Consider the following 26,142-nt stretch of genomic DNA (forward strand, 5'->3'; position numbering starts at 1 on the left):
GATCACCGCCCCGTCGTGTGGCCCGCGTGCAGGGTCCCGCCGCGAGCCGGCGGGGGCGAGGGGGTCCTCTCAGTGGCAGCGGGACGGGGCGGGCGGCACGTCCAGCGCCGGGTTCCGGTCGAAGAAGCCGACCGGCTTGAGCTCGAAGCCCACCACGTCGACCGGCATGACCGGCCAGTCCTCCGGCCGCGGCACGTGGTGGATGCCGAACACGTGCCAGAGCACCAGGTCGGTGTCCACCAGGGGGCGGTCGGCCTCCTGCCAGACCGGCAGCCCGGCGTCGCGGCGGCTCTGGTTGCAGAACTCGCCGGCGGGCCAGCGCTCCTCCTCGGCGTAGCGGGAGACCCACACCGGGTGGTCGATGACCTGCGCCCGCTGCCGGAACGGCGCCTCCGGGTGGGCCAGCGACGGGAGCGGCGAGTTGGCGTAGAGCTTGTACCCGGGCGCCGTCCCCAGCCGGGTGGGCTTGGTCCGGTTGACGACCTTGACCGCGCGCTGGGTGGCGAAGTCGACGTCCAGGCGCCCCTGGGACTCGCTCTCCACCGCGCGGCTGCGCGTGACGACGGCCAGGCCGTGCGGGTTGTCCTCCGACACCGGCAGCGCCTCGCTCTCGGTGACGACGACGGTGTTCTCGGGACCGTCGACCTCCATGTCGAGCCGGGCCACCACGAAGTGCTGGTGGATCGGCGCGTAGGTGCGCTCGTCGACCACCGTGCCGTACGGCGGCGCCTCCCCGTCGAACGAGCTGGTCACCATGATGCCGGTGGCCCGGACCTCGCACTGGATCGTGCCGTCCTGGTAGAAGCGCCAGTAGGTCAGGTACTCGTAGTTGGCCACCGTGGCGTGGAACGAGACCACCATCCGCCGCGAGCGCCGGACCTCGGCGCCGGCCTGCTCGTCGACGTGCTTCCACAGCACGCCGTCGTCCTCCTCGTGCAGGCAGATGGCGTTGGGGATCGTGTAGGGCTCGCCGCGGCTGTCGTGCAGGACGGCGTCGACGTAGGTGATCTCGCCGAGGCAGTCGCAGCCGAGCTCCAGCGAGGTGGTCATGAAGCCCAGCCCCCACTCGCCGATGTCGAAGGCGGTCCGCCGGTGGTGGTCGGGACTGGGGTCGCGGTAGGGGACGACCATCTCGGCGAAGCTCATCCGGTGCGCGATGGGGCGCCCGTCGTATGCCACCCGGTGGATGACCAGGCCCTCGCGGTGGTTGAACCCCAGCCGCATCGACCACCCCTGCCAGCGCAGCTCGTGGCCGTCGAGGGTGAAGGAGACGCCCTCGGGCTGGGTGATCTCCAGCGCCTTGACGTCGGTCCGCTGCGCCAGGCCCGGCACCAGGGAGGGCACGTACTCACCCATGACGTCCGGCTGCGGCGGGGGTGGGGTGTCCTCGACGTGCAACAGCTCCATCGTGTTGAGGTCGACGACGAAGTGCAGGCCCATCACCGGGTTGGCGTACGGGTTGCCGCCCGGCACCGCGCGCCGCCAGACGTCGGTCCACCCGACGCGGCGGTCCTGCAGGCCCTGCGGGATCAGTGAGTGGCCGTAGGCCCAGGTGTCGATGAGCACCAGGTCGAGGTCGGGAATGCCGCGCCGGCCCAGCGCGGCGACGACGTCCGGGTGCTTGATGAGCGCCTCGTGCGCCTCGTGCCACTCGTCGAGGGTCATGTTGGCCTGCTGGCCGGGCACCGCCTCCCACGCGACGACGGCGTCGTCGGTCAGCGACACCACCGCCTTGTACGGCGTGCCCTCGTCACGGCTCCAGCAGGTCACCCGCGCCTCCCGGCGGATCGGGTCGCCGGGGGTGAAGGCACGCACGACGTCCTTGGCCGGCTCGCGCAGCTCGATGGAGGCGAAGCGCCAGCGCTCGTCGACGCCGCGGTCGCGGCGCAGGATCGCCGCCGCGGTCCGGAACTCGTCGGCGGTCAGCGGGTCGAGCGGGTGGGCGGTCACGGCGTGTCCTCCGGGGTCGGGCGGTCGGCGAGCAGGGGGAGCGAGGGGTCCCAGGCCCGGGAGGGGATGCCGGGATCGGCGGCGGACGGCAGCGTGGCGTCGCGGCGGCGCCGGGCGATCGCCGACAGCGCCTCCAGGACGACCCGGTTGGCCAGGGCGGCGGTGATGTCGGCGTGGTCGTAGGGCGGGCTGACCTCCACGACGTCGACGCCGACGACCGGCAGCTCCAGGCAGATCCGGCGGACGGAGTCCAGCAGCTGCCGGGCGGTGAGGCCGCCGGGCTCGGGGGTGCCGGTGCCCGGCGCGTGACCGGGGTCGCAGACGTCGATGTCGACGGAGAGGAACACGCCCTCGCACTCGTCGGTGGCGATGCCGAACGCCTCGGTCAGGCACTCCTCCAGGCCGCGGTGCCCGATCTCGGTCATCTCGTAGGAGCGCATCCGCTGCACGGCCATCCAGTCCAGCGTCTCCGGCGGGGGCCAGTAGCCGCGCAGGCCGATCTGCAGGAACCGGTCGCCGCGCAGCGCGCCGGACTCGATCAGCCGGCGCATCGGCTGGCCGTGCCCCCACAGCGAGCCGAACTCGATGTCGCCGGTGTCGGCGTGCGCGTCGAAGTGGATCATCGACACCCGGCCGTGGCCGAGGACGTTGGCCACGCCCTTGGCGTCGGCGAAGGCGATCGAGTGGTCCCCGCCCAGGACGACCGGGATCGCCCCGGCGCGGGCCACCGTCTCGACGGCCGCCTCCAGCGCGGGCAGGGCGGTCTCGATGTCGCCGGAGTACATCTCGACGTCGCCGGCGTCGAGCACCCGCAGGTCGCGCAGCCCGTCGGTGCGCAGCGCCAGGCTGGGCCGGGAGCCGTCGTGGGGGAGGTAGTCGGTCATCCGGATGGCCTGCGGACCGAACCGGGTGCCCGGTCGGTGCGAGGTCCCGCCGTCGAACGGGGCGCCGAGGACCACGACGTCGGCACCGGCGAGGGACGCCGGGTCGCCGAGGTCGCAGCGGTCGATGCCGAGGAAGGTGATGTCGGGCCCGTACTGGGCGCCGTAGCGGGGCATGTGCGTCGTCCTGGGGGGTCGGGGGCGGTGCGGGGAGCGCGGAGCCCCGCGGGAAGCTCACCACCCGGCGCGTGCCCGGTCAACGGAAACAGAAGCCATGTCGCGGTCACGCGGCCGAAACAGTCGTCGGCAACAGTGTGCACGCCGGGATCCGTGCGCTCGATCGTGCCGGACCGTCGTCCCCGACGCCGCCGGGTGTACACCACGGACCCTTCCCGGCGGCGCCGCCACCTGGCTGGCTGCCCGTGTGACCCCCGGCACACCGCCGGGGCGCGACGCGCCGCCCGGCGGCGCCGACGAGGAGGACCGCATGACGGTGACCCAGCGGCCGGCGACCGGCCACGCCGACCTCCGGGCCAAGGGCCTGTCCAGGAACTCGGTGGGCCTGCTGGCCAGCGTGGTCCTGGGCATCTCGAGCATCGCGCCGGTGTACGCGCTCACCGCGACCCTGGGTCCGACGGTGGCCGAGGTGGGGCTGCAGATGCCGGCGGTCTTCCTCGCCGGGTTCCTGCCGATGCTGCTGGTCGCCTACGCCTACCGGGAGCTCAACCGGGAGGCGCCCGACTGCGGCACGTCCTTCACCTGGACGACCAAGGCGTTCACCCCCTACGTCGGCTGGCTGTGCGGCTGGGGCGCGCTGCTCGCCACGATCATCGTGCTGTCCAACCTGGCCGGGGTCGCGGTCTCCTTCTTCTACCTGCTGCTGGGCGAGGTCACCGGCTCGGAGACCGTCGCCGCGCTGGGCGACCGGAAGCTGGTCAACGTGCTGACCTGCGTGGCTTTCGTCGCGCTGGCGACCTGGGTGACCTACCGCGGCGTCGAGGTCACCAAGCGGCTGCAGTACGTGCTGGTCGGCTTCCAGATGGCCGTCCTGGCGCTGTTCGCCGTCCTGGCGATCGCGAAGGCCGGCGACGCGCCGGGCAGCACGTCCTTCGACGCCTCCTGGCTGGACCCCACCGCCATCCCCTCGTGGTCGGCCTTCACCGCCGGGCTGTCCCTGTCGCTGTTCATCTACTGGGGCTGGGACACCTGCCTGACGGTCAACGAGGAGACCACCGGCAGCGCCCGGACGCCGGGCCGCGCGGCGCTGCTCACCATGCTGGTCATCATCGTCACCTACCTGGGTGTGGCGATCATCGTGCAGGTCTACGCCGGCGTCGGCACCGAGGGCACGGGCCTGGGCAACCCGGACACCAGCGACAACGTCTTCGCCGCGCTGGCCGGGCCGGTCATGGGCCCGGGGCTGGCCTTCCTGCTGTTCCTCGCCGTCGTCGCCAGCTCGGCGTCCTCCCTGCAGACGACGTTCCTGCCGCCGACCCGCACCATGCTGGCCATGGCCACCTACGGCGCGCTGCCCCGGTGGCTGGCGCAGGTGCACCCCCGCTTCCTCACCCCGTCGACGGCCACGCTGGTCGCCGGTGCCGGGACGGCGGTCTTCTACGTGGGCATGACGCTGATCAGCGAGAACGTCCTCATCGACACCATCTACGCGCTGGGCCTGATGATCTGCTTCTACTACGGGCTCACGGCCTTCGCCTGCGTCTGGTACTTCCGCCGGGAGCTGCGCCGCAGCGGCCGCGACCTGCTGGTCAAGGGCGTCGTGCCGGTGCTGGGCGGCCTGGCGCTGGCCGCCGTCTTCGTGCAGACGGCGGTCGACACCCTCGACCCGGCCTACGGCAGCGGCTCGTCGGTGTTCGGGGTGGGCAGCGTGTTCGTCATCGGGATCGGCCTGCTGCTGGCCGGGGGAGTGCTCATGCTGCTGTGGCGGTCGCGGCACCCGGAGTTCTTCCGCGGGGAGACGCTGCGCCGCGACACCGCGGCCCTCGTCTTCGACGAGTGACGGCCGGGCGCGGGTCGGTCCCGCCGGGCACCCGCGAGCCCGGCGACCGGCACCGCACCCGGGGTCACCCCTGGTGCGCGGAGACGGACGACGCGCAGCGTGTCGTCCGTCTCCGCGCCGGCCGTGCCCGGGCGTGTTGACCCGCGGAGGACGGGCGTCCAGCGTTCGTCGTGGACGTCTCCGGCGAGCCGGCACCCGATCCCTCGTGCAGCCGTGGCGCAGCACCCGCCAGTCCTCCGACGGACCGGTGGACCGGGCCGTTCCGGACGGGGCGGCGATGACCGACACCTCGGCACCTGCCCGCCCCGCCGCGGCCGACCGCGCCCGGTTCCCGCCGAGGGACGAGGGCCGCCCGCGCGGCCGGGGAACCCCCGCCCGCCTGATCGGGCGATCGGGTGCGGCGGTCCACCCGTCCGAGAAACTCCCAGGAAGGGAAGGGCCATGGCTGCTTCCCGCGCCCTTCGCGGGGCCGTGCTCACCGCGGCCGCCTGCACCGGGCTGACCTCACTGACCAGTTGCGCCGCCCAGCCCGCACGGTCCAGCACCGATCCGCCGTCCGACAGCGGCACCTTCACCAGTCCGTCCCAGGACCTGGGGGACGGCAGCGTCGCCACCTACGTCGTGGTCGACGACGGCGCACCCAGCGAGGTGGGTGTCCGCATGACGCCCGCTGCACTGGAGGGGCTCCCCGAGCAGGGGGTCACGCTGATGATCGACTTCCCCGACCAGGCGGCGGACACGGCGTTCGACCACGTGATGTTCAACTGGAACCCCCAGGGCCACGAGCCGCACTCGCTGTTCGGTCGCCCGCACTTCGACTTCCACTTCGACATGGTCGACATGGCGACGATGCACGCCATCACCCCGGCCGACCCGGAGTACGCGGTCAAGGCGGAGCGCTTCCCGGAGCCGCGGTACGTGCCGCAGGACTACGTGCTGCCCCCCGGGGGGACCGCCGCCGAGCAGGCCGTGCCGGGCATGGGGGTGCACCTGGTCGACTCCACCGACACCAGCCTCGTCCCCGGCCAGTACGACTTCACCCAGATCATCATCAACGGCGTCTGGGACGGCCGGTACACCTTCGTGGAGCCGATGATCACCCGCGACCACCTCCTGAGCGGGCCTGACCTCGAGGCTCCGCTCAAGCTGCCCGAGGCCTACCAGGAGTCCGCCTACTACCCGACCACCTACGGCGTCTCCGTGGACGAGGAGACGGAGGAGTACGTCGTCTCGCTCGAGGACCTGACGATGCGCACCGCGTCGTAGGCCCCGGGCAGGTCACGCGTTGCCGTAGACCCGCACCGGCTCGACGAGGACGGCGGTGCGGCGCTGCTCGGCCATGACCCGGTCGTACTCGTCCCAGTCGTCGTGCCGGCCGCCGGCCGCGGTGAACACCTCCCGCAGCAGCAGCCGCAGCCGGTCGGCGTCGGCCAGCCAGGGCCGGGGGTCATCGGGCCCGGCCAGCTCCGCGCGGCCCTCGGCCGTCGCCCACTGCCAGCCGTGCCGGACGGTCACGGCGACCTGGGGGCGGGCGCGCAGGTTGGTCAGCTTGACCGGGCCGTAGGTCACGAAGCCCAGGACCGGCCGTCCGGTCGCGGGGTGGGGGAGCACCCCCGCGTTCACCACCGAGGCCTGGATGGTCCCGTCCGCCCGGACCGTGGACACGACCGCGAGGGAGGACTCCCTCGCGGCGAGGGCCGCGACGTCGTCGAGGCTGGTCATGCCCGGACCCTGGCACCGACCCGGGCGCGGGCGCGACCCGGTCGCGCGCGGCGGTCACCGGTGCTGCGCGGCGTGGCGGTACTCGAGCAGCGCGTTGAGTTCGGCCTCGGCTCGATCCCGGCGGGCGAGGTCCTCCCGGCTGTTCGACCTCGCGCAGGCCCGCCGCGCCGCCCGCAGGTCACCGAGCGCGCGCACGATCAGCCCGTCCAGGACGGCGAAGCGCTCCGACGGGGGAGCGAGGGTCGTCATGGCAGTCCTCCCGCCGTGCGTCACGGCTCCCGCGAGCCGCGTCCGGGCGGGCCGTCGGCGTGCGTCCCCGCCCGGCCCGAGACTGGCTCGTCCAGGAGGGGCCGGTCATCGTCCGCCGCAGACGACCGCGGAGCGGGGGCCGGCGCGGGCCGGCGGACCCGGCGGGACCCGGCCGACCGCGCCGGGGGGCCCGCGCCCGACGCCCCCGCGAGCAGGACCCGGGCCCAGCGGCGGTCCGGGTCCTGACCGACCAGCAGCGCGACCACGAGGAGCGTCAGGGGGATCGCCAGGATCGCGCCCACGGGGCCCAGGACGACCGTCCAGACGAGGACGGACAGGAAGGTCAGCGTGACCGACAGGCCGACGGCGTCGCCGACGACGACCGGCTGGACCACCGACTGGAGCACGAAGTTGGCCGCGCAGTAGACCACGACGACGAGGAGCGCCGTCCGCGGGCCGCCGTCCAGGAGGGCGAGCAGGGTGGGGGGCGCCAGCCCGAGGAAGAACCCGATGTTGGGGACGTAGTTGGTCAGGAAGGACAGCAGGCCCCACAGCAGGGCCAGCGGGACCCCGAGCAGGACCAGCGCGAGGTAGTCCACGACGGCGACGGCGAACCCGAAGACGGTCGTCACCACCAGGTAGCGCCGGGTGTTGCGGGCGAAGTCACCGAGGGCCGCGCGCAGCCGCCAGGTGCCGGGAACCGCGGCCAGCCGCTCGGGCATCCCGGTCGCGTCGGCCGACATGAACAGCACCGTGGCGAGCACGAGGACCAGCGCGCCGACGGCGCCCGCCACGCCGGCCAGCAGCCCACCGACCGCGGAGACGACCGAGGACAGGTCCAGGGAGCCCACGATCTGCTCCACCTGGTCCCGTCCGACGCCCGCCGCGGAGAGGGCGCCGCGCACGTCGTCCACGAGTTGCCGCCACTGGTCGGCGTACTGCGGCAGGACGGTCGCGAGCTGACCGACCGAGACGACGAGGGCGACGGTGAACGCGATCAGGCCGCCGTCCACGAGCACGACGGTCACCGCGACCGCGAGCCCGCGCCGCACGCCGCGGCGGACCAGCGCGCCCACCAGCGGGGAGGCGGTGACGGTCAGCACGAACGCCAGGAGGACGGGGGCGAGGAGCCCGGAGTAGGTCGAGATGCCCCAGAGCGCGCCGGCCGCACCGGCGACGCCGAGCACGACGGTGAGCCACAGCGGCAGGGCACGTCGGACCTCGGGCTCGGGCATGCCGGCCACCATGGCCGCCGCCGCGGGTACCGGCGTCCCCTCGGGAGGGTGAGCCGGCCGGTCAGTCGTAGCGGACGCAGGTGCGCAGCAGGAGGTCCTGCAGCGAGCGGTTGCCCCGGCTGACGAGCACCCAGAGCAGCCCGATCGGGACGAGCGTGCAGAGCACCGCCCGCACCGCCGAGCGCCCCCAGCCCGGCCGGCCTCCGCGGCCGTCGGTCACGCGCAGGCCGAGCAGCCGGTCGCCGTAGGTGGCCCCGGCGGCGGCCCAGGTGACGGCGAAGTAGGCCGCCTGCACGCCCAGGCCGACCAGCAGCAGCGCCGACGACGGCAGCACCGGGAACGAGAAGCTGGTCGGGTCGACCAGGAAACGGGTCGCCGCCACGGCCGCGTAGCCGCCGGCCACGAGCAGCGCCACCACGAGCAGGTCGACGGTGTTGGCCAGCGCGCGGGTGACCAGGCCGGCGGGCGTCCCCCGCAGGGCGGCCCGGGTGACCGGGGCGACGGCCGGCGGCGGGTCGTGCCAGGGGTACCGCCCCGCGCCGGGCGGGCGCCGCTGGCCCGCCGTGGTCACGGCGCAGACCCCTGGTCGGGGGGCGAGGCGCTGTCGTCCGCGCGCCCGGTGCGGCGGCCGTGCCGGCGCAGCCACCGGTCGACGACCCGCTCCACCGCACGGTCGGCGTCCGCTCCCTGGTCGCGCACGCTGCGCACCACCTCGGAGGTCACCGAGCCGGTCGATGCGCGCAGCAGCTCGGGCAGGTCGATCACCGCGACGACGTACCGGGCCAGGCCGGCGACGTCCGCGCGGGCGATCACCCGGTCGACGTCGGCGCGGTCGACGACGGCGTCGACGTCCACGCGGTCGAGGACGCGGGCGATGTCGACACGGTCCACCGCGGCGTCGAGGTCGACCCGGGCGACCGCGGCGTCGAGGTCGACCCGGTCGACCACGCGGGTGACGTCCACGCGGTCGACGATCGCGTCGAGGTCCAGCCGGTCGACGACCCGGTCGACGTCCACCCGGTCCACCACGCGGTCGACGTCCACCCGCGCCACGACGGCGTCGATGTCCACCCGGTCCACCACGCGGTCGACGTCCACCCGCGCCACGACGGCGTCGATGTCCACCCGGTCCACCACGCGGTCGACGTCCACCCGCGCCACGACGGCGTCGATGTCAACGCGGTCGAGGACGCGGGCGATGTCGACGCGGTCCACGGCGGCGTCGAGGTCCACCCGCGCCACCACCGCGTCGACGTCCAGCAACGCCGCGAGCTCGTCGAGGTCCACGTACTCCCGGAGGAGCGCCGGGACGTCCAGGCGGGCGAGCACCGCGCGCGCCACGTCGGGGACCAGGCGGTCGGCCACCTCCGCCAGTGCACGCACGGCGGCCGACGCCGGGTGCGCGAGCCCGGAGGGCAGCCCCGGGTGCCCCCTCGTCGGCAGGCGGGAGAGGACCGCGCGCCGGCCCTGAGCGGTCGTCTCCACGACGTACCGGAGCAGCGCCGCCGCGACCGTGAGGACGGCGACGGCACCGTTGACCGCGTCCTCGACCGCGCTCCCGTCCGGCTGCACGCGTGGAGCCCGGGGAGGGGGAGGGGATGAGGCGCCGGACGGGTCGGGCGACCGGACGGCCTGGAGGGTCGGCCCCGGCGGGTCCACCGGATTCACGGCCACCGGAGACCGCCCGCTGGAAGGATCATGCGGCCTCCTCGCCCGTCGGAGCCGACAGCATCCGGCAGGCACGGCGGCTTTCCCCTCATCCGGAACGGGTGAGCCGGTCGCTCCCGGCGGCGCGGGATCCTCCCGGCGCGCGGCGATCCCCGGCCCATCGGACCGCTGCTGCAGTCAGGACCTTGTCCTCTGAGGTGTCGCCCCGGGCGGGACGACGCTGGCGGCGGAACGGTCGCACGTACGGCTCGGTCGCCTGGGAAGGAGCGGGCGAGGTCGGGGGACGGTCGAGACCGCCTGCGGGAGGACCACGCCATGACCAGGCTGTCCACGGCCCATGCCGTCGCTCCGGAGACGACGGTGGCGACCGCCACGGCGCAGGGCGTCACCCTGCTCGGGGGCAAACTCGCCCCACCCCAGCCCGCGCACGCAACGGTGCTGCGGCCCCGCCTGGTCAGCCTGCTCTCCCGGGCCGTGCAGCGGTCTCCGCTGACCCTGCTCAGCGGGCCGGCGGGCTCCGGCAAGACGGTGCTGGCCAGCACGTGGCGGCAGGACCAGGGGACCGGCAGGCCGGTGGCCTGGCTGACCCTGGACGACTACGACGACGACCCCGCCACCTTCTGGAACTACGTCGTGGGAGCGCTGGACGCGGCAGGGGTCCCGATCCGCGGCCTGCCGGCGCTCGTGCCCGGAGAACCGCCGCCCGGCTGGCTGGTCCCGCAGTTGGCCGCGCAGGTGATCGCGCTGCCCCGGCCGGTCGTGCTCGTGGTCGACGACGCCGACCACGTCACGGACCGGTCCATCACCGCGGGCCTGGACCTGCTCGTCCGGCACGCGGGCAGCCGGCTGCGGCTGGTGCTGTGCGCCCGCGCCGACCCGCTGCTGCCCCTCCACCAGTACCGGCTGGCAGGGACCGTGTCCGAGATCCGCGGCGACGACCTGGCGTTCACGCCGGACGAGACCCGCGACCTGCTCGTCGCCATGGGCGTCCCGGTGTCGCCGGAGGTCGCCCGAGCGCTGTGCGCGGAGGCTCAGGGGTGGGCGGTCGGCCTGCGGCTGGCCGCCGCCCCGCTCCGGCAGGGGGCACCACCGGAGCACCTCGTGACGGGCCTGGCGCACGACGACGGCAGCGTGGCCCAGTACCTGTTCGCCGAGGTCCTGCAGCGGCAGCCGGCCAGCATCCGGCGCTTCCTGCTGCGGGTCAGCGTGACCGCGGAGCTGTGGACCGACCTGGTGGACCGGCTCTGCGGACGGCCGATCGGCCGGCGGGTCCTCGCCGGCCTGGCCCGCGCCAACGCCTTCGTCGAGGAGTCGCCCGGGGCACCGGGCGGGTTCCGCATCCACCCGCTGTTCCGCGAGATGCTGCAGGCCCAGCTCGCCTACGACCACCCCGGCGAGGTCGCCGGCCTGCACCGCACCTGCGCGTCCTGGTACGCCGAGGCGGGCCGGTCACCGCAGGCGGTGGGGCACGCCGTCGCCGCGGGGGACTGGGGCCTGGTCACCCGGTTGCTCATCGACGACCTGCTGGTCATGCGCCTGCTGGCCCACGGGTCCGACCCTGCGCTGCGGGGGATCCAGGCGCTCCCGGCGGAGTTCCCCGGTCCCGAGGCCGCGGTCATCCGCAGCGCCGCCGCCCTGGCCGGGGGTTCCGCACCCACGGCTGCCGACCGCGCCGTCGCGGCGACCGCGCGGGGCGGAGGAGATCGGACGGCGCTGCGCGTCTCGGCGGCGCTGACCTGCCTGGCGGCGGACGCGGGCGAGGCCACCGACCCCGTCGCACTGCTCGCCGAGGCCGACGCCGCCGCGCCGCTCGTGGCCGCGCTCCCGGACGACGACCGGCGGGAGCACCGGGAGTGCGTCGCGGTGCTGAGCACCCTGCGCGCGCTCGCCGGTCTGGGCACCGATGCGCCGACCGGGCAGTTGCTGGCCGGGCTGCGCGCTGCGGCGACTGCCGCCCAGACGGCGGCCTGCCGCCGCCTGCGCGGCCGCACCCTGGCCCACCTCGGGCTCCTGGAGGCCCTGGAGGGCCACCTGACCCGGGCCGCCCGCCTGGCGGAGGAGGCCGAGGCGCTCGCCAGCGAGGAGGGCAGGGACGAGGCCGGCCGGGAACCGGCTGCGGCCGCCGCTCTGGCGTGGGTCCACCTGCGCCGCTACGCCCTGACCGAGGCGCGCGAGTGGCTGGTCCGGGCCCGGTCCCGCACCGGCGATCGGGCCGGCGGGACGCCGCCGTCCGCGACGACGCCACCGCTGCTGGCGGTGCTGCAGAGCCAGCTGTCCCGGCTCCGGCACGAGTACGACGCGGCCGAGCAGTGCCTGAGCCCGCACCTGCGGGGGCCGCGCCTGCCGCGGTGGGTGGCCGAGCAGGTGGTCACCGAGGTGGTCCGGCTGGCGGTGGCGCGAGGTCACGTCGACGAGGGTCTGGCCATCCTCCAGGACACCACCGGCGACGAGCCGTGGAGCCGGCGGCTGCGCGCGACGGTCGGGCTGCTCTCCGGCGATCCGGCCTCGACGACGCCGAGCGAGGCGGCGCCGCCCGTGGTCCCGGCGGCGGCGGTGGAGGCCGCGGTGATCCGGGCGTGCCAGCTCCTGGAGGCCGGTCGCGTGCCCGCCGCGGCCGATCAGCTCCTCGCCGCGCTGGAGCTCGCCCGACCGGAGCTGCTGCGCTGGCCGTTCATCGACACACCGCCCCAGGCACGCCGTCTGCTGCGCGCGCACCCCCGGCTGCAGGAGCCCGCGGCGTGGCTGCGCCCGTCGTCGAACGCCCAGCCGCGCCCCGACGGGCGCCCCGCTCCGGAGCGCCCCGCGGAGTCGCAGGTGATCCAGGACCTCAGCGACCGGGAGATGGAGGTCCTCGGGCACCTCGCCGCGATGCTGTCCACCGCCGAGATCGCGGCGACGATGTTCATCTCCGTGAACACCGTCCGCACGCACATCCGGAGCATCCTGCGCAAGCTCGCCGTCAGCAGGCGCAACCAGGCCGTCCGCCGGGCCCGGGAGCGCGGCCTCCTCTGAGGTCGTGCCCGCCGGACGATGCGGGTGACCGGCAGGGGAGCCCATCGTCGCCAGGGGACGCAGCGCACGTGGCCGACGGGGCCGGCCAGGAGGGAGCGGGCCATGGGGACGGCCCGGAACCGGTTCGAACTGCGGGTCGGCACACTCCTGAGCCCGGCGGCGCTGGCGACGTTCCGGCTGCCCGTCCGGCCGTCCCGCGTCCCGCGCAACACGGTGCGTCGGCTCCGCGTCCCGGGCGACCGCGACCTCACCGACGTCGTGCACCGCCTGGTCGAAGGGCACGTGGAACTGCTGGAGATCCGCCGGAGCCCGGAGCCGCCGCGGAGCGGTCGTCGCCGGCGACCGGGGGACGAGGGCGAGGTCCCCGGCCCGGCCGACACCGGCGCCGACGTCGTCCCCCTCCGGTCGGCCCGCTCCGCCCGGCCCCCGGTGCCCGGCCGGGACCCCCACCCGGTGCTCGAGCAGGCTCCGGCAGACCCGGCCGGGTGAGCGGTCGATCCGTCCTGGCGAGGGGAGCGCCGGCAGCGCGGCGCCGTTCATGCGGTGCGGACGATGCCGTGCCCCCCGCACCGGTCGCACGCTGCGATGGCACCAGTACCCGAGACCTCGTCCGCCCGTCCCCCTGCGCGGGGCGCCCGGAACCGAGGCCGGACCGAGGAGGACAGGCACATGACGGACACCTCGCAGCGTCGCTCGCCGGCGACCGACGAGAGCTACGAACGGGGACCCACCGCCTGGGCGGGGTGGGTGGTCTTCGGCGGCGTCATGCTGATCATGATGGGGACGTTCCAGGCCATCGAGGGGCTCATCGCCGTGTTCGACGACGGCTTCTACCTGGTCCGCGAGAACGGTCTCGTGGTCAACGTCGACTACAACACGTGGGGATGGGCCCACATCATCATCGGCGTCGTGGCCGTCCTGGCCGGGGTGGGTCTCCTGGCCGGGAACATGGCGGCCCGCATCGTCGGTGTCGGGATCGCGTTCCTGAGCGCCGTGGTGAACCTGGCGTTCATCTCCGCCTACCCCGTGTGGTCGCTCATCGTCATCACGCTCGACGTCATCGTGATCTACGCGATCATCGTCCACGGACGTGAGCTCAAGAGCGACTACCGCTGAGCGCCGGCGCGGGTGCCCGTCCTCGACAGGGGGGCGGGCACCCGTTCGCACGTCCCCGGTCGGCCCGGCGGTCCTCGTCGCGGTCGACCGCCGCCCGGGCGGATCGTCCGCGGCGGGTGACGCAGCGGACCGGCGGCCGCGGGCACCGTGGGAGCGCCGAGCACCGTTCCTCGTTCCCCTGGGGGAGACATGACCGCTGACCTCGAGCAGAGCGCCGACCTCGACCAGATGGGACCGGTCGACTACCTCGTCGTGGCGTTCCCGGTCGAACGCATGACCGGGGAGGCGTTCCCGCTGCTGATCGACCTCGTCGACCGGGGGGTCATCCGCATCCTCGACCTGGAGTTCATCCGCAAGGACGAGGACGGCACCGTCACGACGCTGAGCCAGGTCGACCTCGACCGCATGCAGGTCCTCGAGGCGGCACTGTTCGACGGCGCGGACTCCGGTCTCCTCCGCCCGGACGACCTCGCCGAGGCCGCCGCGGCACTGGAGCCCGGGACCGCCGCGGGCGTGCTGGTCTACGAGAACGTCTGGGCGGCCCCGTTCGCCGCTGCGCTGCGCCGGTCCGGCGGGCAGCTGGTCGCGTCCGGCCACATCCCCCTGCAGGACCTGGCGGCGGCGCTCGACGCGCTCGAGGCCGAGGAGCGGGACAGCACCGAGGAGCAGGCCCGGCCGGTGGGCTGACCGGCCGGACGGCGGGGTGCCCGGCGCGCTCAGAGCAGCCGGGTCGCCCAGTCCGGTTCGACCACCGCCCAGCCCTGCGCCCACCGGCGCTCCCGGTGGAGGTCCAGGCCGGCGCAGAGCAGGGCGTGGAGGCTCCACGCCGCGATCGGGACCCCGAGGAGGACGACCGCCCCGATCTTCATGGCCGCGCTGTCGATGCGGCTGCGGTCCATGGGCGCGGGCGTGATGTGCCCGTCGCGGTGGACCCACACGGGGACGGTCGTCCCGGCGGCCGTGCCGGGGCGGACCAGCACGACTCCCTGACGCTGCGCCCCGTCCGGGGCCGGCCACACCGCGCGGGCCGGCTCGGTCACCCGCTCCAGGCCGCCCTCGCCCGAGGCGGGGACCTCCGGCGCCTCCGGCGCGTCCTCGAGCAGGACGGCGTCCACGCGGGACCGCTCGGCCGCCTCCGTCGCGGCTCGCGCCTGGAGCTCCGCGGTCGTGGCGGCCGTGGCGGCCACGGCCAGCGGAGGAGCGGCCAGCAGGGAGAGCACGACGACGAGCCGGCCGGCCACCTGCAGCCGGTCCGAGCCGCGCTTGAGCGGCCCCGAACCCAGGGTGAACCACCGCAGCGAGCGGCGCAGTGCGCTGTCGGTCGGAGTGCTCATGCCACCGCCGTCCGTTCCTGCCGTCCAGCGTCGGGGAGGGGAGAGGGTGCCTCTCGCCCAGGATGGGGACCGGTGGACGGGGCCCCATCGCCCCGCTGGGATGACTCCCCGCGGCCGCCGTCGGCCGGCAGCCGGGGGAGCGACGTCGGTCGGGGCGCCACCCCACCGGCCCGGCCACCGGGGGCTCCTCATCCAGGGAGGGGGAGGCAGCCGGATGACGGACGCGCGAGGCTCCGGGGATCGGATCGGACCTCCCGCGTCCCGGGGAACCGGTGGCGGTCGTCCGGCTCGCTGAGCGGCTCGCGCGGCGGACCCCCGTTCCACCGGCGCCCGCCTCGAGCGAAGGAGCAGCGCAGATGGGACGCCAGGTGTACGAGCTCCGTGTCCGCGGACCGGTCCCCGCCGAGCTCCTCGAGGAGATCGGCGCGGAGGACCTCGGCGAGGAGCCACCGCTGACCATCCTGCGGACCGGACCCACGGACCAGCCCGGGTTGCACGGCATGCTGCAGCGGCTGCGCAGCCTGGGTCTGGACCTGATGGAGGTCCGCACGACCGGACCGGGGTCCTACGTCGACGACTCGACGTGAGCAGCGCCGGCCGCGTGCCCCGACCCGTTCCCCGAAGGCCTCGCGTGCGAGGGAGTGTGGTGCCCGATGACTCCCGTCCTGGTGGCGCTCGGCGCCGTCGTCCTGGTGGGCGCGACGGTCGTCGTCCTGGCGGCGTGGGGCCGGATCCGCTACGCCCGTGAGCTGCCCTCCTTCCGCTGCCGGGTCGGCCCGCCCGCGTCGCCGCGCCGATACGACGCGCGGTGGTGCCTCCGGCGCACGCAGGCGGCGTGGGTGGACGACGTGCTCCTGCTCCGGTCCGGCCTGTTGAGGTTGTGGCTCACGCCCCTCGCGGCCGGGGTCGCCCGGGAGGTCACGGTGGAGGCGCTGGAGCCTGGAGAGGCGCGCGGCCTGGGGCGGCGTCCGGTCGCCCTCCGGCTCACCGCGGACGACGGCTGCGTGGTGGAGGTCGCCGCGGCGCACGAGGACGTCGGCCGGCTGGTCGGCCCCTTCCTGGCGGCGGTGGTGTCCGGGCTCCCCGACGCGCCCCGCGAGCGCGGCGCCTGACCTCGGCGGTCATCCGGCAGGGGCCGAGCCCACAGGCACCGGTGCCGCTGGGGTGGGTCAGGCGGCCGGGACCCGGCGGGGGGCGTGCGGGAGCAGGAACGCGGCCACCCACCCGACGATCGCGAAGCACCCGACCACCACGATCGCGGTGAGGAACGGCGGGTTGCCGGCGGCCGCCGCGCCGACGAGCACCGAGCCGGCGATCGCCACACCGAGCGACGAACCGAGGTTCGACACGCTCCGCGAGACCCCGGAGATGTCGCCCTGGACCTCCTCCGGCCACGCCGACTGCACCACGTTGACCGACGCGGTGAGCATGGCGCCGACGCCGAAGCCCATGAGGAACAGGCCGGGCCAGAAGGTCCAGACGGCGGAGTCGGTCCGAGCCAGGGCCAGCAGGAGGGCCAGGCCGGCGACGGTCACGGTGAACCCTGCCCGGATCAGCAGCCGCTGGGGGTGCCGGCTGGCCATCCGCTGCGCCATCCCGGAGGAGAGCAGGACGCCGATCGTGGCCGGCACCAGCATGAGGCCGGTCTGGATCGCCGAGTAGCCACGCTCCTGCTGCAGGAAGACCGAGATCACGAAGAACGCGCCCTGCATGACCAGCCACTGGACGGTCTGGGTCAGCAGCCCGAGGTTCGACGTCCGGTTCCGGAAGAGTGAGGGTGAGACGAGCGGCGTCCGGCCGCTGTGCTCCCGGGCCCGCGCGTGCAGGAAGAACCCGGCCAGGACCAGGACGCCCAGCGCCACGTACGCCCACACCAGGGGCGAACCCCAGCCGCGGGTGTTGGTCTGCAGGACCCCGAAGACGACGGAGAACAGCCCGGCCGCCGACAGGACCGCCCCGAGGAGGTCGAAGTGCGGCCGCTGGGCCGGCAGCGGCGGGTCGTCGATCCGCCGCGCCATGAGCGCGATCACGGCCACGACGACCACCTGGAGCAGGAAGGAGGCCCGCCAGCTGACGTAGCTGGTGATGAGTCCGCCGATCAGGGGTCCGGCGGCGGCACCCAGCCCGGCGGCCCCGCTGACGACGCCGAACCACTTGGCCCGGGACTTCAGGTCGTCGAAGACCACGGTGATGAGGATGTAGATCGGCGGGATGAGCAGCGCCGAGCCGACGCCCTCGAGCAGCGAGTACCCGATCGTCAGCGTCCCCAGCCCCGGTGCCAGGGCGGCCAGCAGGGCGCCGGCCCCGTACACGGCCAGGCCGAGGATGAAGCAGTACCTGCGGCCCCAGATGTCGGTGAGCTTGCTCCCGGGGATCATCAGCGCCGCCATCGTCAGGGTGAACAGCGTGATGGTGGTCTGGATCCCCGCGACGTCGGTGTCCAGGTCGTCGGCGATCGTGCTGATCGCGACGTTCATGTTCGAGGCGGCGTAGCTGGCGATGAACTGGGCGAGGGCGAGCGGGAGGACGACGGCACCCGCTGTCGCGGTCGCCGGCCCGGCGCCGGTCCTGGTCATGGGTCTCCTCCGGTACGGGATCGGCGCCGGGCGGGGATCGAGCGGCTGCGGCTACGACGAGCGCTGTTCCGGGATCTGGTCGGCCAGGGCGGCCGCGCCGAGGACCCCGCGCAGGATGGCGCCGGCCGCCGCGGTCACCCGCGCGCTGCCGACGACGGGGGCGATGGCGACCAGGACGGCCTGGGCCTTCTCCGCCGTCAGGCCCGCCTCCGCCGCGGCGCCGAAGGTGATCGCGTAGGACACCGGTGCGGCGTCCATGGCGACGAGCGCGGCGAGCCGGACGAGCAGGTAGGTCTCGGCGTCCAGCCCCGAGCGCTCCGCCGCGTCGAGGTTCATCGCGAGCAGCGTCTCGAGGACCGGCGCATCACCCTGGGCGATGCGGTCGAGCGCGTCGTCGGGGGCGGTCCGGGTCATGGCTCCTCCTGGAGGGGCGGGACGGACGGACGCCCAGCGTCGGCGCGCCGGCCGCCGTCCGACCTCACCCCCCGCGGACGAGGACGCGCATCAGCGGGGTGGGCGCCCGTCGAGGGCCGCGTCCAGCGTGGTCGCGGCGTCGATGAGCGCCAGGTGGGTGAACGCCTGGGGGAAGTTGCCGATCTGCTCGCCGGTGAGGGCGATCTCCTCGGAGTACAGGCCCACGTGGTTGCCGTAGGTCAGCATCTTCTCGAAGGCGGTGCGGGCGTCGTCCAGCCGCCCGGCGCGGGTGAGCGCGTCGACGTAGGCGAACGTGCACAGCGAGAAGGTGCCCTCCGACCCGCGCAGCCCGTCGGGCGAGGCCTCGGGGTCGTAGCGGTAGACCAGGCTGTCGGTCACCAGCTCGCGGTCCATGGCGGCCAGCGTCGTGGTCCACATCGGGTCGCGGCCGTCGACGAAGCCGACGGTGGGCATGCGCAGCAGCGCGGAGTCCAGGACGTCGGTGTCGTAGTGCTGGACGAAGGCCTGGCGCCGGAAGTGGAAGCCCCGCTCCACGACCTGCTGGTAGACCCGGTCGCGCTCGGTGATCCAGCGCTCCAGCGGGGCGGGCCGGCCGTGCTCGCGGGCCAGCCGGACACCGCGGTCGAAGGCCACCCAGCTCATCACCCGCCCGTAGGTGAACGGCTGCCGGCCGCCGCGGGTCTCCCAGATGCCCTCCTCGGGCTGGTCCCAGTTGTCCGCCAGCCAGTCCAGCACCCGGGTGATGGCCGCCCAGCCCTGGTGGGGGAGCGGCAGGCCCGCCCGGACGCCGGAGTACACGCTGTCCAGCGCCTCGCCGTAGATGTCCAACTGCAGCTGCTCGGCGGCGCCGTTGCCGATGCGCACCGGAGCCGAACCGCGGTAGCCGCGCCAGTGGTCGAGGACGTCCTCCTTCAGGTCGGAGGAGCCGTCGATGCGGTACATGATGTTCAGCGGGCCGCTGTCGCTGCCGGCCCGCTCGCGGATGCGGTCACCCAGCCAGCGGCCGAAGGCGCCGGCCTCCTCGGTCAGACCGAGCTTGAGCAGCGCGTGCACCGAGAAGGAGGCGTCGCGCACCCAGGTGAAGCGGTAGTCCCAGTTGCGCTCGCCGCCGACCTGTTCCGGCAGAGCCGCGGTGGGAGCGGCCACGAGACCGCCGCTGGGCGCGTAGGTCATCAGCTTCAGCGTGATCGCCGACCGCTGGACCGGCTCCCGCCAGCGGCCCCGATAGGTCGAGCGGGACACCCAGGAGCGCCAGAAGTCGACCGTCTGCCGCAACAGGGTCCGGACCTCGGCCGGCCGGATCTCGCGCGGCCGGTCGTCCCCGCCCCACTCGAGCACCACCCCGCGCGTCTGCCCGGCCTCCAGGGAGACCGTCGCGTGCAGGTCGGCGTCCCCGAGACGGACCTCGGCCAGCCGCTCGTCCTCGGGCTCGCGGACGACGTGCAGGGTCAGCTGCTGTCCGTTGGCGGTGAGGACGGCGCCGTTCGCCGTCACGTCGACCCGGTGCGCCTGCCGCCCGTAGTCGAAGCGGGGAGCGACGTCGACGTCGAAGGTCATCCGGCCGCGGACGCAGTCCAGGACCCGCACGATCCGGTGCACGTCGGTGGCGCTGTCCCCAGCAGGCGGCATGAAGTCGACGACCTGCCCCATCCCGTCCTCGGTGAAGAAGCGGGTCACCAGGACGGCGGTGTCGGGCAGGTACATCTGCTTGGAGGTGTAGGCGACGCCCGCCGGACGGATCCGGAAGTGACCGCCGCGCTCGTCGTCCAGCAGCGCGGCGAAGACGCTGGGGGAGTCGAACCGCGGGCAGCAGAACCAGTCGATCGACCCGTCGGTCGTCACCAGCGCGGCCGTCTGCAGGTCGCCGATGAGCCCGTGGTCGGCGATGGCGGTCTCGGTCCTGGGTGTCTCGGTCATGCCGGCGACCGTGACGCCGGCGGCTCGCCGGGCGCCTCATCCCCCAGGGGTGATGAGCGCGGCGGTCCACCCGAACCAGGCTCGGCCGCTGTCCCCCGGGCTCTCCGACCGTTCCCCGGGCTCCACGACCGCGAGAGGGAGGAGCCATGCGCCGCTCCGCCGTCGGGCTGCTGGTCCTCGTCAGCGCCGTCGCCGTCGTCCTGGCCAGCACCTCGCTGTGGACCCGCCGCACGGTCGTCGACACGACGGTCTTCGTCGCCACCGTGGAGACGATCGTCGACGCGCCGGCGGTCGAGGCCCGCGTCACCGACGAGGTGACGGCGACGGTCATGACCCACCCCGAGGTGCAGGCGGCCATCGACGAGGGGGTGGCGCTGCTGCCCGACCGGCTCCAGTCGTTCCGGCCCACGGTGGAGGACGGCATCCGCTCGCTCGTCTCGGCCGGCGTGCAGCGCCTGCTCGCCAGCGACCCGTTCCGGCCGCTGACCGAGGCGGCGCTCACCTCCGCGCACGACCAGCTGGTCGCCGGCGAGCCGGTGCGGTTCACCCTCGGCCAGGCCAAGGAGCGGGTGCCCGGCTCGTTGCAGGACGGCATCGCGGGCCAGGTCCTCGACCTGCTGCCCGACGACGTCGGCGTGACGGTCGTGACGCCCGCGGCTGCTCCGCAGCTCTACACCGCGATCGACCTGCTGGAGGACGTCTGGTGGTGGCTGGGGCTGCTGGCGCTGGGCACGCTGGCCGGCGCGCTGGGCGTCTCCCGGCACCGCCGCGGCACGCTGCGCGCGTTCGCGGTGACCACGACGGTGCTCACCCTGCTGGTGCTGCTCGCGCTGCGGATCGGCCGCGGGGTGCTCCTGCCTCAGGTCCCGGTGGAGGACCGGGACGCCGTCGGCGCGGTCTACGACGTGCTCGCCGGCAGTCTGCGGACCTGGACGCTGTGGCTGCTCGGCGCCGCCCTGCTGGTCCTGGTGCTCACGCTGGTCTGGGGCCGGCTCGGCATCGGGGCCGCGGTGCGGCGCGGGGTGGCCTCGGCCCGCGCGACGCTGCGTCGGCGGCGGGAGGAGTCCCACGCGGCCGCGGCGCTCGCGGCCGAGGGGGACGCGCCGGCCGCGGACGCCGTCCCGGCCGAGCCCTGGACACGCCGGGTGGCCGCCGGGACGCGCGCCTTCGCCGTGGAGCTGGACCTGCCGCAGCGGACCGCACGGCTGGGCGGGCTGGTGCGCGACCACCTCGTCCCCGCCCGGTGGAGCGGCGTCGCCCTCGCCGCGCTGGTGCTGCTCTTCTGGCCCGCGCCCACGCTGTCGGTGCTGATCTGGGTGGTGGCCCTGGTCGCGCTGTACCTCGGGGCGCTGGCGTGGCTGGTGGACCGGGCGTCGGCGCCGGTCTCAGGAACGGAGGGGACCGCGGTCGAGGACACCGGGGTCGTGGCGGCGCGGTCCCCCGGACCCGACGGAGCCGTCGCGAGACCGGCTCCGGGAGCCGCGGCGGTCGTCCCGGCCCCGCGCCCGGGGCCCCTCCCGACCGGCGGCGCACCGGAGCGCCCGGCCGGGGCCACGCTGCTCGCGACGGCGGTCGAGCCGGCCGCGCCCGAGCCGGGGCCGTTCGTGCCGGCCGCGCTCACCCCCCAGACGATCACCACGCTCAACGACCGCCTCGACCTGCTCGTCCGCCTGGGCAGCGCCCGCGACGCCGGCGTCCTCACCGAGGAGGAGTTCCGCCGCGAGAAGGGCCGGCTGCTCGGCGTGTGACCGGCCGGTCAGCCGGCGTCCGGCGGCGGGTCGGGGTCCGCGGCCGCCCGGCGGCGGCGGTCGACGGCGGCGAGGAACACCCGGAGCACCAGCCCGATCACCACGAGGTTGACCACCATCTGCACCGTGGTGAGCAGCCGGGCCGCCTCGCTGACCGGCGCGATGTCGCCGAAGCCCACCGTGGCGAAGACGGTGACGACGAAGTACAGGCCGTCGACGCGGCTGAGCGGCTCGGTGAAGGCGCCGGGGTCGGTGCCGGACAGCTGGACGGACGCGATGGCGAACAGCAGGAGGAACAGCGGGACCGACAGCGCGACGCCCTCGACCGCCCGCAGCGCGGGGTGCGGCGCGCGCAGGATCGCCCGCACCTGCCAGGCGACCAGCAACCCCACGGCACCCACGCCGGCGGCCAGCGCGGCGACCGTCCCGGCGGTGAAGGCCCGGTCGAGGGGCAGCGCGAAGTAGACGACGAGGAGCCCGGCGCTCGTGAGCAGCGTCCGGGCGGCGCCCACGAGCAGCGGGCGCCGGCCCGGCAGCAGCGGCGCGGCCGCCGGAGGGGGCGGGCCGCCGCGTTCCGGGAGCCGCTCGGTGCGGGCGGGGCCGTCCACGGCCGGGATGCTGCGGTCCTCGTCCACGGGGAGGATCATCCCGGCCGGACGAGCCCGATCAGGTGTCCCGCTGCGCGTCCACCCGGCCCGCGGCCACGGCCTCGGCGAGCTGCCGGTGGTCGGCCTCGGTCACGTCGGCGTACGCGGCGGCGTAGTCGGCGAGGGCGTTGTCGAAGGTGGGCGAGGAGCCGAGGTAGCCGGCGATCGCGATCCGGTCGCCGGAGCGCGCGTGCGCCCGGGCGAGGCACCACGCGCACTGCTCGCCGTAGATCTCCAGGCCGCGCGGCCGCAGGTCGTCGATCTCGATCGACCCCTTCCAGTCCCGCAGCTGCCGCAGGTAGAAGTCGCGCTCGACCCCGTCGATGCCGGCGGACCGCTGCCAGCCCAGGAAGATGTCGCTGGCCTGTTGCATGAGCCGCTGCCCGGCCACCACGCGCTGCCCCTGGTTGGCGTACCGGCTGCGGCCCACGAACTCCGCGTGCACCGACGGCCCCGCCTCCTTGACCTGCAGCAGCAGCGGGTCGTCGTCGTCGCGGCCGACGAGCAGGACGACCCAGCAGCGGGTGCCCACGCTGCCCACGCCCACGACCTTGCGCGCCATGTCGACGTAGGAGTAACGCTCCAGGAGGGTGCGCCGGTCGGCCTGGAGGGAGCCCCGGTACTGCCGGATGAGGGCGCTGAACGCCTCCGCCGGGTCGTCGGCCTCCACTCCGGGGGCGAGCTCGCGCAGCGGCACGACCAGCGGCGGCTCGGCCCGGATCCGCAGCCGTCCGTCGGCCACCTCGGTGAGCTTGCCGAAGGCCTGCAGGGTGTCCCGCGTCCGCGCCCGGTCCAGCGCCCGGGCCAGCCGCTTGCGCTGGGCCGGACCGAGCCGGGGGGCGAGCCGCCGGCGCAGCTCGTCGGCGTCGACCCGGGAGTACCAGACCTCGATGTCGCGGGCCTCGGCGAACTCCGCCATCGCGGTCCGGTAGCGCGCGCCGGCGGCGACCACGAGGGCCCGGCGTCGCCGGTCGGACAGGCCGTTGTGCCGGCCGGCGACCTCCAGGCTGGCCACCAGCCGCTTGACGTCGTGCTCGAAGGGCCCGGGGAGGGTCTCGTCGAAGTCGTTGGCGTCGAACACCAGCCGCCGCTCGGGCGAGCCGTAGAGGCCGAAGTTGGCCGCGTGGGCGTCGCCGCACATCTGCACCGTGAGGCCGGAGCGCGGCGCGCGGGCCTGGTCGGCGGCCATGACCCGCGCGGCGCCGCGGTAGAAGGCGAACGGGGACTGCAGCATCCGCCCGTAGCGGATCGGCCCCAGCTCGGGCAGCCGGTCGGCCGCCTGCTCCTCCAGCAGGGTCAGCGGGTCGCGGGCGTCGACGACGCGCCCGGTCACCGCGTGGCTCTCGAGGGGCACCTCGGCCCGCAGCGCCTTGCCGGCGGCGCGCCGCTCCCGGGGGGTGCGGCGCTGGTCGGCTGTGGCGCGGGTCGCGGTCAGCACGTCGACCCCACGTCGTCGAGGAGGGCGCGGGCGTCGGCGAGCAGGACGCCGACGGCGGAGGCGACGTCGCCGAGCGTCCGGGCCGACGCGTCCTGCTGCGCCGCGTCGAGGGTGGTCCGCACCTGTGCGGCGTCGGACTGCACCTGGTCGACCTGGCCGGCGTAGGCGGTGCCGGCCTCCTGGCGCAGCTGCCCGAGCGCGTCCTCCACCGACGTGAAGGCCTGCCGCACCGCGTCGGTGCCCTGCTGGAGGACCTGGACGTCCCCCAGCGCGGTCAGCGAGGACCGCAGTCGGTCCGCGGCCTGGCACACCGCAGCACCCGACGCGGCAGCACCCGCGGCCGCGGTCCCCGGTGCCCCGCTCACCGACGCCCCGCTCACCGACGCCTCGGCGGCCGACGTCGCGGCGGCCGACGTCGCGGCGGCCGACGTCGCCGAGCCGGACGTCGTGGTGCCCGGGTCGGAGCACCCGGCGATCGCCGCCGCGAGGACGAGGGCCCAGATCCCGGCTGCGCGTCTGCTCATGACCCGACGGTGCCGGTCCGGCGGTGGCCGCGGCGTCATCCGTGGGGGATGAGGTCGTGCCGGCCGCCGGCCGCGAACATGGACCCCAGGAGCACCCCGGAGGAGGGGACGTCGATGACCGCCAACGTGTCCAGCCCGTACGCGGCCGCCCCGTCGGGGCACAGGGGTCTGCGGACCGTCGTCGGACTGCTGGGCCTGGCCGTGGCGGCGGTCGGGATCGCGCTGCTGCTCAACCCCGTCGCCGCCGCACGCAGCCTGGCGCTGCTGGTCGGCCTGGCCTTCGTGCTCGGCGGCCTGCTCGAGATCGCCGTCGGCTGGGACTCCGGACGGCACCGCGCCGGGTCGCTCGTGCTGGGGGCGGTCCTCGTCGTCGGGGGCGTCCTGGCCGCGGTCTGGCCCGGCCTCACCCTCTGGACGCTGGTCCTGATCACCGGGCTGTCCCTGATCGTCCACGGCGCCGGGCGGGTCGGCCTGGCCGCCGTCGCGCGTCACGAGGTCCCCGGCTGGCAGTGGCTGCTGACGCTGGGCGCGGTCAACGTCGTCGTCGGCGTGCTGGCCATCGTCTGGCCGCGGGCCACCGTCCTGGTGCTGTCGGTGGTCTTCGGCCTGCAGGTCACCTTCCTCGGCCTGGTGCTGGTCGTGGCCGCCTTCTGGCGCCCCGGCACCGAGCGCGAGGTGCCCTCGGTGCGCTGACCCACCCACCGACCCGTGCCGCCCGGCCGGGACCACCCACCACCAGGAGCCGACATGCCAGGACTGTTGCGGGGCATGGCCCGCACCGCCGTCGTCGCGGGCACGGCCACCGCCGTGTCCAACCGCGTCTCCCGTCGCCAGACCAACCGGTGGGCCGCGCAGGCCGCCCCCGCGGCGCCGCAGTACGCCGAGCCCGCGCCCGCCGCCCCGCCGCGCACCGACACGAACACCAAGCTGGCGCAGCTGCGCGAACTGGCCCAGCTCCGCGACTCCGGCGTCCTCGACGAGGCGGAGTTCGAGCTCCAGAAGAGCCAGATCCTCAACTCCTGACCCCGGACCACCCCGGTTCCGGCCGCGCACACCCGAGGAGAGACCGTCCATGGCCACCATGACCGTCTGGAAGTTCCCCACCGCCACCGGTGCCGACCGGGCCGAGGCGACCCTGAAGGACCTGCAACGCCGTGAGCTGATCCGGATCCACGACGCCGCGATCGTGAGCTACCCGGAGGGGGCGAGGAAGCCGAAGACCCGCCAGCTGACCAACATGGCCGGCGCCGGCGCCCTGGGCGGCGCGTTCTGGGGCCTGCTGTTCGGCCTGATCTTCTTCGTCCCGCTGCTCGGGATGGCGATCGGCGCGGGGATGGGGGCGCTCACCGGCAGCATGACCGACGTCGGCATCGACGACGGCTTCATCCGCCGGATGCGCGACGAGATCCAGCCCGGCACCTCGGCGCTGTTCGTCCTCTCCTCGGATGCCGTGGTGGACAAGGTGAAGCAGGCGTTCGAGGGCCAGCAGATGGTCCTGGTGGAGAGCAACCTCAGCTCCGACCAGGAGGAGAAGCTGCGCGAGGTGTTCGCCGACGAGCAGGTGACGCCTGCACCGAGGGCGCCGGCACCGACGAGCTGAGCGCGACCTGGGGCCAGGGGGCCGGCGGCCGCGGGCGGCCGGCCCCCCGCCAGACTACGACCGGGGGGCGGGG

Annotated in this window: 26 protein-coding genes; 12 read left to right on the forward strand and 14 right to left on the reverse strand. The window is 75.0% G+C overall.

What is annotated here, in order from left to right; genetic code table 11:
* Nucleotides 1-69 precede the first annotated feature (69 nt).
* Together ACI79C_RS22965 and speB are read right to left on the reverse strand one after the other, a co-directional pair.
* Nucleotides 70-1,950, reverse strand: a complete 1,881-nt coding sequence (locus ACI79C_RS22965) for a primary-amine oxidase (RefSeq protein WP_456948009.1) — start codon at nucleotides 1,948-1,950, stop codon at nucleotides 70-72.
* A complete protein-coding gene (gene speB, locus ACI79C_RS22970; RefSeq protein ID WP_456948010.1) occupies nucleotides 1,947-3,008 on the reverse strand; it encodes an agmatinase in 1,062 nt (353 codons plus the stop codon). Before speB ends, ACI79C_RS22965 begins: the two co-directional genes overlap by 4 nt.
* A 310-nt stretch (nucleotides 3,009-3,318) precedes the next feature.
* Here speB and ACI79C_RS22975 point away from each other — a divergent pair, with 310 nt between their 5' ends.
* Both ACI79C_RS22975 and ACI79C_RS22980 read left to right on the forward strand, forming a co-directional pair.
* A complete protein-coding gene (locus tag ACI79C_RS22975; RefSeq protein ID WP_456948011.1) occupies nucleotides 3,319-4,848 on the forward strand; it encodes an APC family permease in 1,530 nt (509 codons plus the stop codon).
* Nucleotides 4,849-5,289: 441 nt separating this feature from the next.
* Nucleotides 5,290-6,114, forward strand: coding sequence for a DUF5602 domain-containing protein (locus tag ACI79C_RS22980; protein WP_456948012.1), 825 nt, complete (start codon nucleotides 5,290-5,292; stop codon nucleotides 6,112-6,114).
* 12 nt (nucleotides 6,115-6,126) lie between these two features.
* Here ACI79C_RS22980 and ACI79C_RS22985 read toward each other — a convergent pair whose 3' ends face one another.
* The 5 genes from ACI79C_RS22985 to ACI79C_RS23005 form a co-directional block, all read right to left on the reverse strand.
* Complete coding sequence (locus ACI79C_RS22985; protein ID WP_456948013.1) at nucleotides 6,127-6,570, reverse strand: TIGR03618 family F420-dependent PPOX class oxidoreductase; 444 nt, start codon at nucleotides 6,568-6,570, stop codon at nucleotides 6,127-6,129.
* A gap of 54 nt (nucleotides 6,571-6,624) precedes the next feature.
* Nucleotides 6,625-6,819 carry a hypothetical protein gene (locus ACI79C_RS22990; RefSeq protein WP_456948014.1) on the reverse strand — a complete coding sequence of 65 codons (195 nt, stop codon included), beginning with the start codon at nucleotides 6,817-6,819 and terminating at the stop codon, nucleotides 6,625-6,627.
* 20 nt (nucleotides 6,820-6,839) lie between these two features.
* Complete coding sequence (locus tag ACI79C_RS22995; RefSeq protein WP_456948015.1) at nucleotides 6,840-8,054, reverse strand: AI-2E family transporter; 1,215 nt, start codon at nucleotides 8,052-8,054, stop codon at nucleotides 6,840-6,842.
* Between the two features lie 61 nt (nucleotides 8,055-8,115).
* A complete protein-coding gene (locus ACI79C_RS23000; protein ID WP_456948016.1) occupies nucleotides 8,116-8,625 on the reverse strand; it encodes an RDD family protein in 510 nt (169 codons plus the stop codon).
* Nucleotides 8,622-9,626 (reverse strand): hypothetical protein, encoded by a 1,005-nt coding sequence (locus tag ACI79C_RS23005; protein ID WP_456948017.1) that lies wholly within the window; start codon nucleotides 9,624-9,626, stop codon nucleotides 8,622-8,624. The genes ACI79C_RS23000 and ACI79C_RS23005 overlap by 4 nt, the downstream gene beginning before the upstream one ends.
* Before the next feature lie 411 nt (nucleotides 9,627-10,037).
* Here ACI79C_RS23005 and ACI79C_RS23010 point away from each other — a divergent pair, with 411 nt between their 5' ends.
* The 4 genes from ACI79C_RS23010 (at nucleotide 10,038) to ACI79C_RS23025 (ending at nucleotide 14,537) form a co-directional block, all read left to right on the forward strand.
* Nucleotides 10,038-12,734, forward strand: coding sequence for a LuxR C-terminal-related transcriptional regulator (locus ACI79C_RS23010; RefSeq protein WP_456948018.1), 2,697 nt, complete (start codon nucleotides 10,038-10,040; stop codon nucleotides 12,732-12,734).
* A gap of 102 nt (nucleotides 12,735-12,836) precedes the next feature.
* Nucleotides 12,837-13,223 carry a hypothetical protein gene (locus tag ACI79C_RS23015; protein WP_456948019.1) on the forward strand — a complete coding sequence of 129 codons (387 nt, stop codon included), beginning with the start codon at nucleotides 12,837-12,839 and terminating at the stop codon, nucleotides 13,221-13,223.
* Nucleotides 13,224-13,403: 180 nt separating this feature from the next.
* Entirely contained in the window at nucleotides 13,404-13,850 is a 447-nt protein-coding gene (locus ACI79C_RS23020; RefSeq protein ID WP_456948020.1) for a DUF7144 family membrane protein, read from the forward strand.
* A 189-nt stretch (nucleotides 13,851-14,039) separates the two neighbouring features.
* The gene (locus tag ACI79C_RS23025; RefSeq protein WP_456948021.1) at nucleotides 14,040-14,537 is read left to right on the forward strand and encodes a DUF6325 family protein; all 498 of its coding nucleotides are present in this window, start codon (nucleotides 14,040-14,042) and stop codon (nucleotides 14,535-14,537) included.
* A gap of 29 nt (nucleotides 14,538-14,566) precedes the next feature.
* On the opposite strand, the gene ACI79C_RS23030 is transcribed toward ACI79C_RS23025, so the two are convergent.
* Nucleotides 14,567-15,184: an Rv1733c family protein gene (locus ACI79C_RS23030; protein WP_456948022.1), complete on the reverse strand. Its 618-nt coding sequence runs from the start codon at nucleotides 15,182-15,184 to the stop codon at nucleotides 14,567-14,569.
* 356 nt (nucleotides 15,185-15,540) lie between these two features.
* Between ACI79C_RS23030 and ACI79C_RS23035 the strand changes: the two genes are divergently transcribed.
* Together ACI79C_RS23035 and ACI79C_RS23040 are read left to right on the forward strand one after the other, a co-directional pair.
* The gene (locus ACI79C_RS23035) at nucleotides 15,541-15,771 is read left to right on the forward strand and encodes a hypothetical protein (RefSeq protein ID WP_456948023.1); all 231 of its coding nucleotides are present in this window, start codon (nucleotides 15,541-15,543) and stop codon (nucleotides 15,769-15,771) included.
* Between the two features lie 66 nt (nucleotides 15,772-15,837).
* Entirely contained in the window at nucleotides 15,838-16,296 is a 459-nt protein-coding gene (locus ACI79C_RS23040; protein ID WP_456948024.1) for a hypothetical protein, read from the forward strand.
* A 57-nt stretch (nucleotides 16,297-16,353) separates the two neighbouring features.
* On the opposite strand, the gene ACI79C_RS23045 is transcribed toward ACI79C_RS23040, so the two are convergent.
* The 3 genes from ACI79C_RS23045 to ACI79C_RS23055 all read right to left on the reverse strand — a co-directional run bounded on the left by ACI79C_RS23045 (nucleotide 16,354) and on the right by ACI79C_RS23055 (nucleotide 20,112).
* A complete protein-coding gene (locus ACI79C_RS23045; protein ID WP_456948025.1) occupies nucleotides 16,354-17,760 on the reverse strand; it encodes an MFS transporter in 1,407 nt (468 codons plus the stop codon).
* 51 nt (nucleotides 17,761-17,811) lie between these two features.
* Nucleotides 17,812-18,174 carry a carboxymuconolactone decarboxylase family protein gene (locus ACI79C_RS23050; RefSeq protein ID WP_456948026.1) on the reverse strand — a complete coding sequence of 121 codons (363 nt, stop codon included), beginning with the start codon at nucleotides 18,172-18,174 and terminating at the stop codon, nucleotides 17,812-17,814.
* A gap of 90 nt (nucleotides 18,175-18,264) precedes the next feature.
* Nucleotides 18,265-20,112: a glycoside hydrolase family 15 protein gene (locus ACI79C_RS23055; protein ID WP_456948027.1), complete on the reverse strand. Its 1,848-nt coding sequence runs from the start codon at nucleotides 20,110-20,112 to the stop codon at nucleotides 18,265-18,267.
* A gap of 146 nt (nucleotides 20,113-20,258) precedes the next feature.
* Here ACI79C_RS23055 and ACI79C_RS23060 point away from each other — a divergent pair, with 146 nt between their 5' ends.
* Complete coding sequence (locus ACI79C_RS23060; protein WP_456948028.1) at nucleotides 20,259-21,860, forward strand: hypothetical protein; 1,602 nt, start codon at nucleotides 20,259-20,261, stop codon at nucleotides 21,858-21,860.
* 8 nt (nucleotides 21,861-21,868) lie between these two features.
* On the opposite strand, the gene ACI79C_RS23065 is transcribed toward ACI79C_RS23060, so the two are convergent.
* Genes ACI79C_RS23065 through ACI79C_RS23075 form a run of 3 tightly spaced genes read right to left on the reverse strand, consistent with a single transcriptional unit; the run spans nucleotide 21,869 to nucleotide 24,469 of the window.
* Nucleotides 21,869-22,495, reverse strand: coding sequence for a potassium channel family protein (locus ACI79C_RS23065; protein WP_456948029.1), 627 nt, complete (start codon nucleotides 22,493-22,495; stop codon nucleotides 21,869-21,871).
* A gap of 31 nt (nucleotides 22,496-22,526) precedes the next feature.
* Nucleotides 22,527-23,945 (reverse strand): DUF2252 domain-containing protein, encoded by a 1,419-nt coding sequence (locus tag ACI79C_RS23070; protein ID WP_456948030.1) that lies wholly within the window; start codon nucleotides 23,943-23,945, stop codon nucleotides 22,527-22,529.
* Nucleotides 23,939-24,469, reverse strand: a complete 531-nt coding sequence (locus ACI79C_RS23075) for a hypothetical protein (RefSeq protein ID WP_456948031.1) — start codon at nucleotides 24,467-24,469, stop codon at nucleotides 23,939-23,941. Before ACI79C_RS23075 ends, ACI79C_RS23070 begins: the two co-directional genes overlap by 7 nt.
* Nucleotides 24,470-24,583: 114 nt before the next feature.
* On the opposite strand from ACI79C_RS23075, the gene ACI79C_RS23080 reads away from it, so the two are divergent.
* From ACI79C_RS23080 to ACI79C_RS23090, 3 genes are read left to right on the forward strand one after another with little or no spacing between them, the layout of a single operon-like run.
* On the forward strand, nucleotides 24,584-25,162 hold the full coding sequence (locus ACI79C_RS23080) for an HdeD family acid-resistance protein (RefSeq protein WP_456948032.1): 579 nt from the start codon (nucleotides 24,584-24,586) through the stop codon (nucleotides 25,160-25,162).
* Between the two features lie 54 nt (nucleotides 25,163-25,216).
* Complete coding sequence (locus ACI79C_RS23085; RefSeq protein ID WP_456948033.1) at nucleotides 25,217-25,492, forward strand: SHOCT domain-containing protein; 276 nt, start codon at nucleotides 25,217-25,219, stop codon at nucleotides 25,490-25,492.
* A 49-nt stretch (nucleotides 25,493-25,541) separates the two neighbouring features.
* Nucleotides 25,542-26,069 (forward strand): DUF1269 domain-containing protein, encoded by a 528-nt coding sequence (locus ACI79C_RS23090; protein WP_456948034.1) that lies wholly within the window; start codon nucleotides 25,542-25,544, stop codon nucleotides 26,067-26,069.
* The last annotated feature ends 73 nt before the right edge of the window (nucleotides 26,070-26,142 follow it).

Source organism: Geodermatophilus sp. SYSU D00697 (genome assembly GCF_054050175.1).

Excerpts from the sequence above, each read along its gene's own strand:
- ACI79C_RS23055 (WP_456948027.1), bottom strand. The coding sequence starts at position 20,112 with ATGACCGAGACACCCAGGACCGAGACCGCCATCGCCGACCACGGGCTC.
- ACI79C_RS23035 (WP_456948023.1), top strand. The coding sequence starts at position 15,541 with ATGGGACGCCAGGTGTACGAGCTCCGTGTCCGCGGACCGGTCCCCGCC.
- speB (WP_456948010.1), bottom strand. The coding sequence starts at position 3,008 with ATGCCCCGCTACGGCGCCCAGTACGGGCCCGACATCACCTTCCTCGGC.
- ACI79C_RS22995 (WP_456948015.1), bottom strand. The coding sequence starts at position 8,054 with ATGCCCGAGCCCGAGGTCCGACGTGCCCTGCCGCTGTGGCTCACCGTC.
- ACI79C_RS23080 (WP_456948032.1), top strand. The coding sequence starts at position 24,584 with ATGACCGCCAACGTGTCCAGCCCGTACGCGGCCGCCCCGTCGGGGCAC.
- ACI79C_RS22985 (WP_456948013.1), bottom strand. The coding sequence starts at position 6,570 with ATGACCAGCCTCGACGACGTCGCGGCCCTCGCCGCGAGGGAGTCCTCC.
- ACI79C_RS23025 (WP_456948021.1), top strand. The coding sequence starts at position 14,040 with ATGACCGCTGACCTCGAGCAGAGCGCCGACCTCGACCAGATGGGACCG.
- ACI79C_RS22975 (WP_456948011.1), top strand. The coding sequence starts at position 3,319 with ATGACGGTGACCCAGCGGCCGGCGACCGGCCACGCCGACCTCCGGGCC.
- ACI79C_RS23050 (WP_456948026.1), bottom strand. The coding sequence starts at position 18,174 with ATGACCCGGACCGCCCCCGACGACGCGCTCGACCGCATCGCCCAGGGT.
- ACI79C_RS22980 (WP_456948012.1), top strand. The coding sequence starts at position 5,290 with ATGGCTGCTTCCCGCGCCCTTCGCGGGGCCGTGCTCACCGCGGCCGCC.
- ACI79C_RS23030 (WP_456948022.1), bottom strand. The coding sequence starts at position 15,184 with ATGAGCACTCCGACCGACAGCGCACTGCGCCGCTCGCTGCGGTGGTTC.
- ACI79C_RS23090 (WP_456948034.1), top strand. The coding sequence starts at position 25,542 with ATGGCCACCATGACCGTCTGGAAGTTCCCCACCGCCACCGGTGCCGAC.
- ACI79C_RS23075 (WP_456948031.1), bottom strand. The coding sequence starts at position 24,469 with ATGAGCAGACGCGCAGCCGGGATCTGGGCCCTCGTCCTCGCGGCGGCG.
- ACI79C_RS23020 (WP_456948020.1), top strand. The coding sequence starts at position 13,404 with ATGACGGACACCTCGCAGCGTCGCTCGCCGGCGACCGACGAGAGCTAC.
- ACI79C_RS23010 (WP_456948018.1), top strand. The coding sequence starts at position 10,038 with ATGACCAGGCTGTCCACGGCCCATGCCGTCGCTCCGGAGACGACGGTG.
- ACI79C_RS23045 (WP_456948025.1), bottom strand. The coding sequence starts at position 17,760 with ATGACCAGGACCGGCGCCGGGCCGGCGACCGCGACAGCGGGTGCCGTC.
- ACI79C_RS23040 (WP_456948024.1), top strand. The coding sequence starts at position 15,838 with ATGACTCCCGTCCTGGTGGCGCTCGGCGCCGTCGTCCTGGTGGGCGCG.
- ACI79C_RS22990 (WP_456948014.1), bottom strand. The coding sequence starts at position 6,819 with ATGACGACCCTCGCTCCCCCGTCGGAGCGCTTCGCCGTCCTGGACGGG.
- ACI79C_RS23060 (WP_456948028.1), top strand. The coding sequence starts at position 20,259 with ATGCGCCGCTCCGCCGTCGGGCTGCTGGTCCTCGTCAGCGCCGTCGCC.
- ACI79C_RS23085 (WP_456948033.1), top strand. The coding sequence starts at position 25,217 with ATGCCAGGACTGTTGCGGGGCATGGCCCGCACCGCCGTCGTCGCGGGC.
- ACI79C_RS23015 (WP_456948019.1), top strand. The coding sequence starts at position 12,837 with ATGGGGACGGCCCGGAACCGGTTCGAACTGCGGGTCGGCACACTCCTG.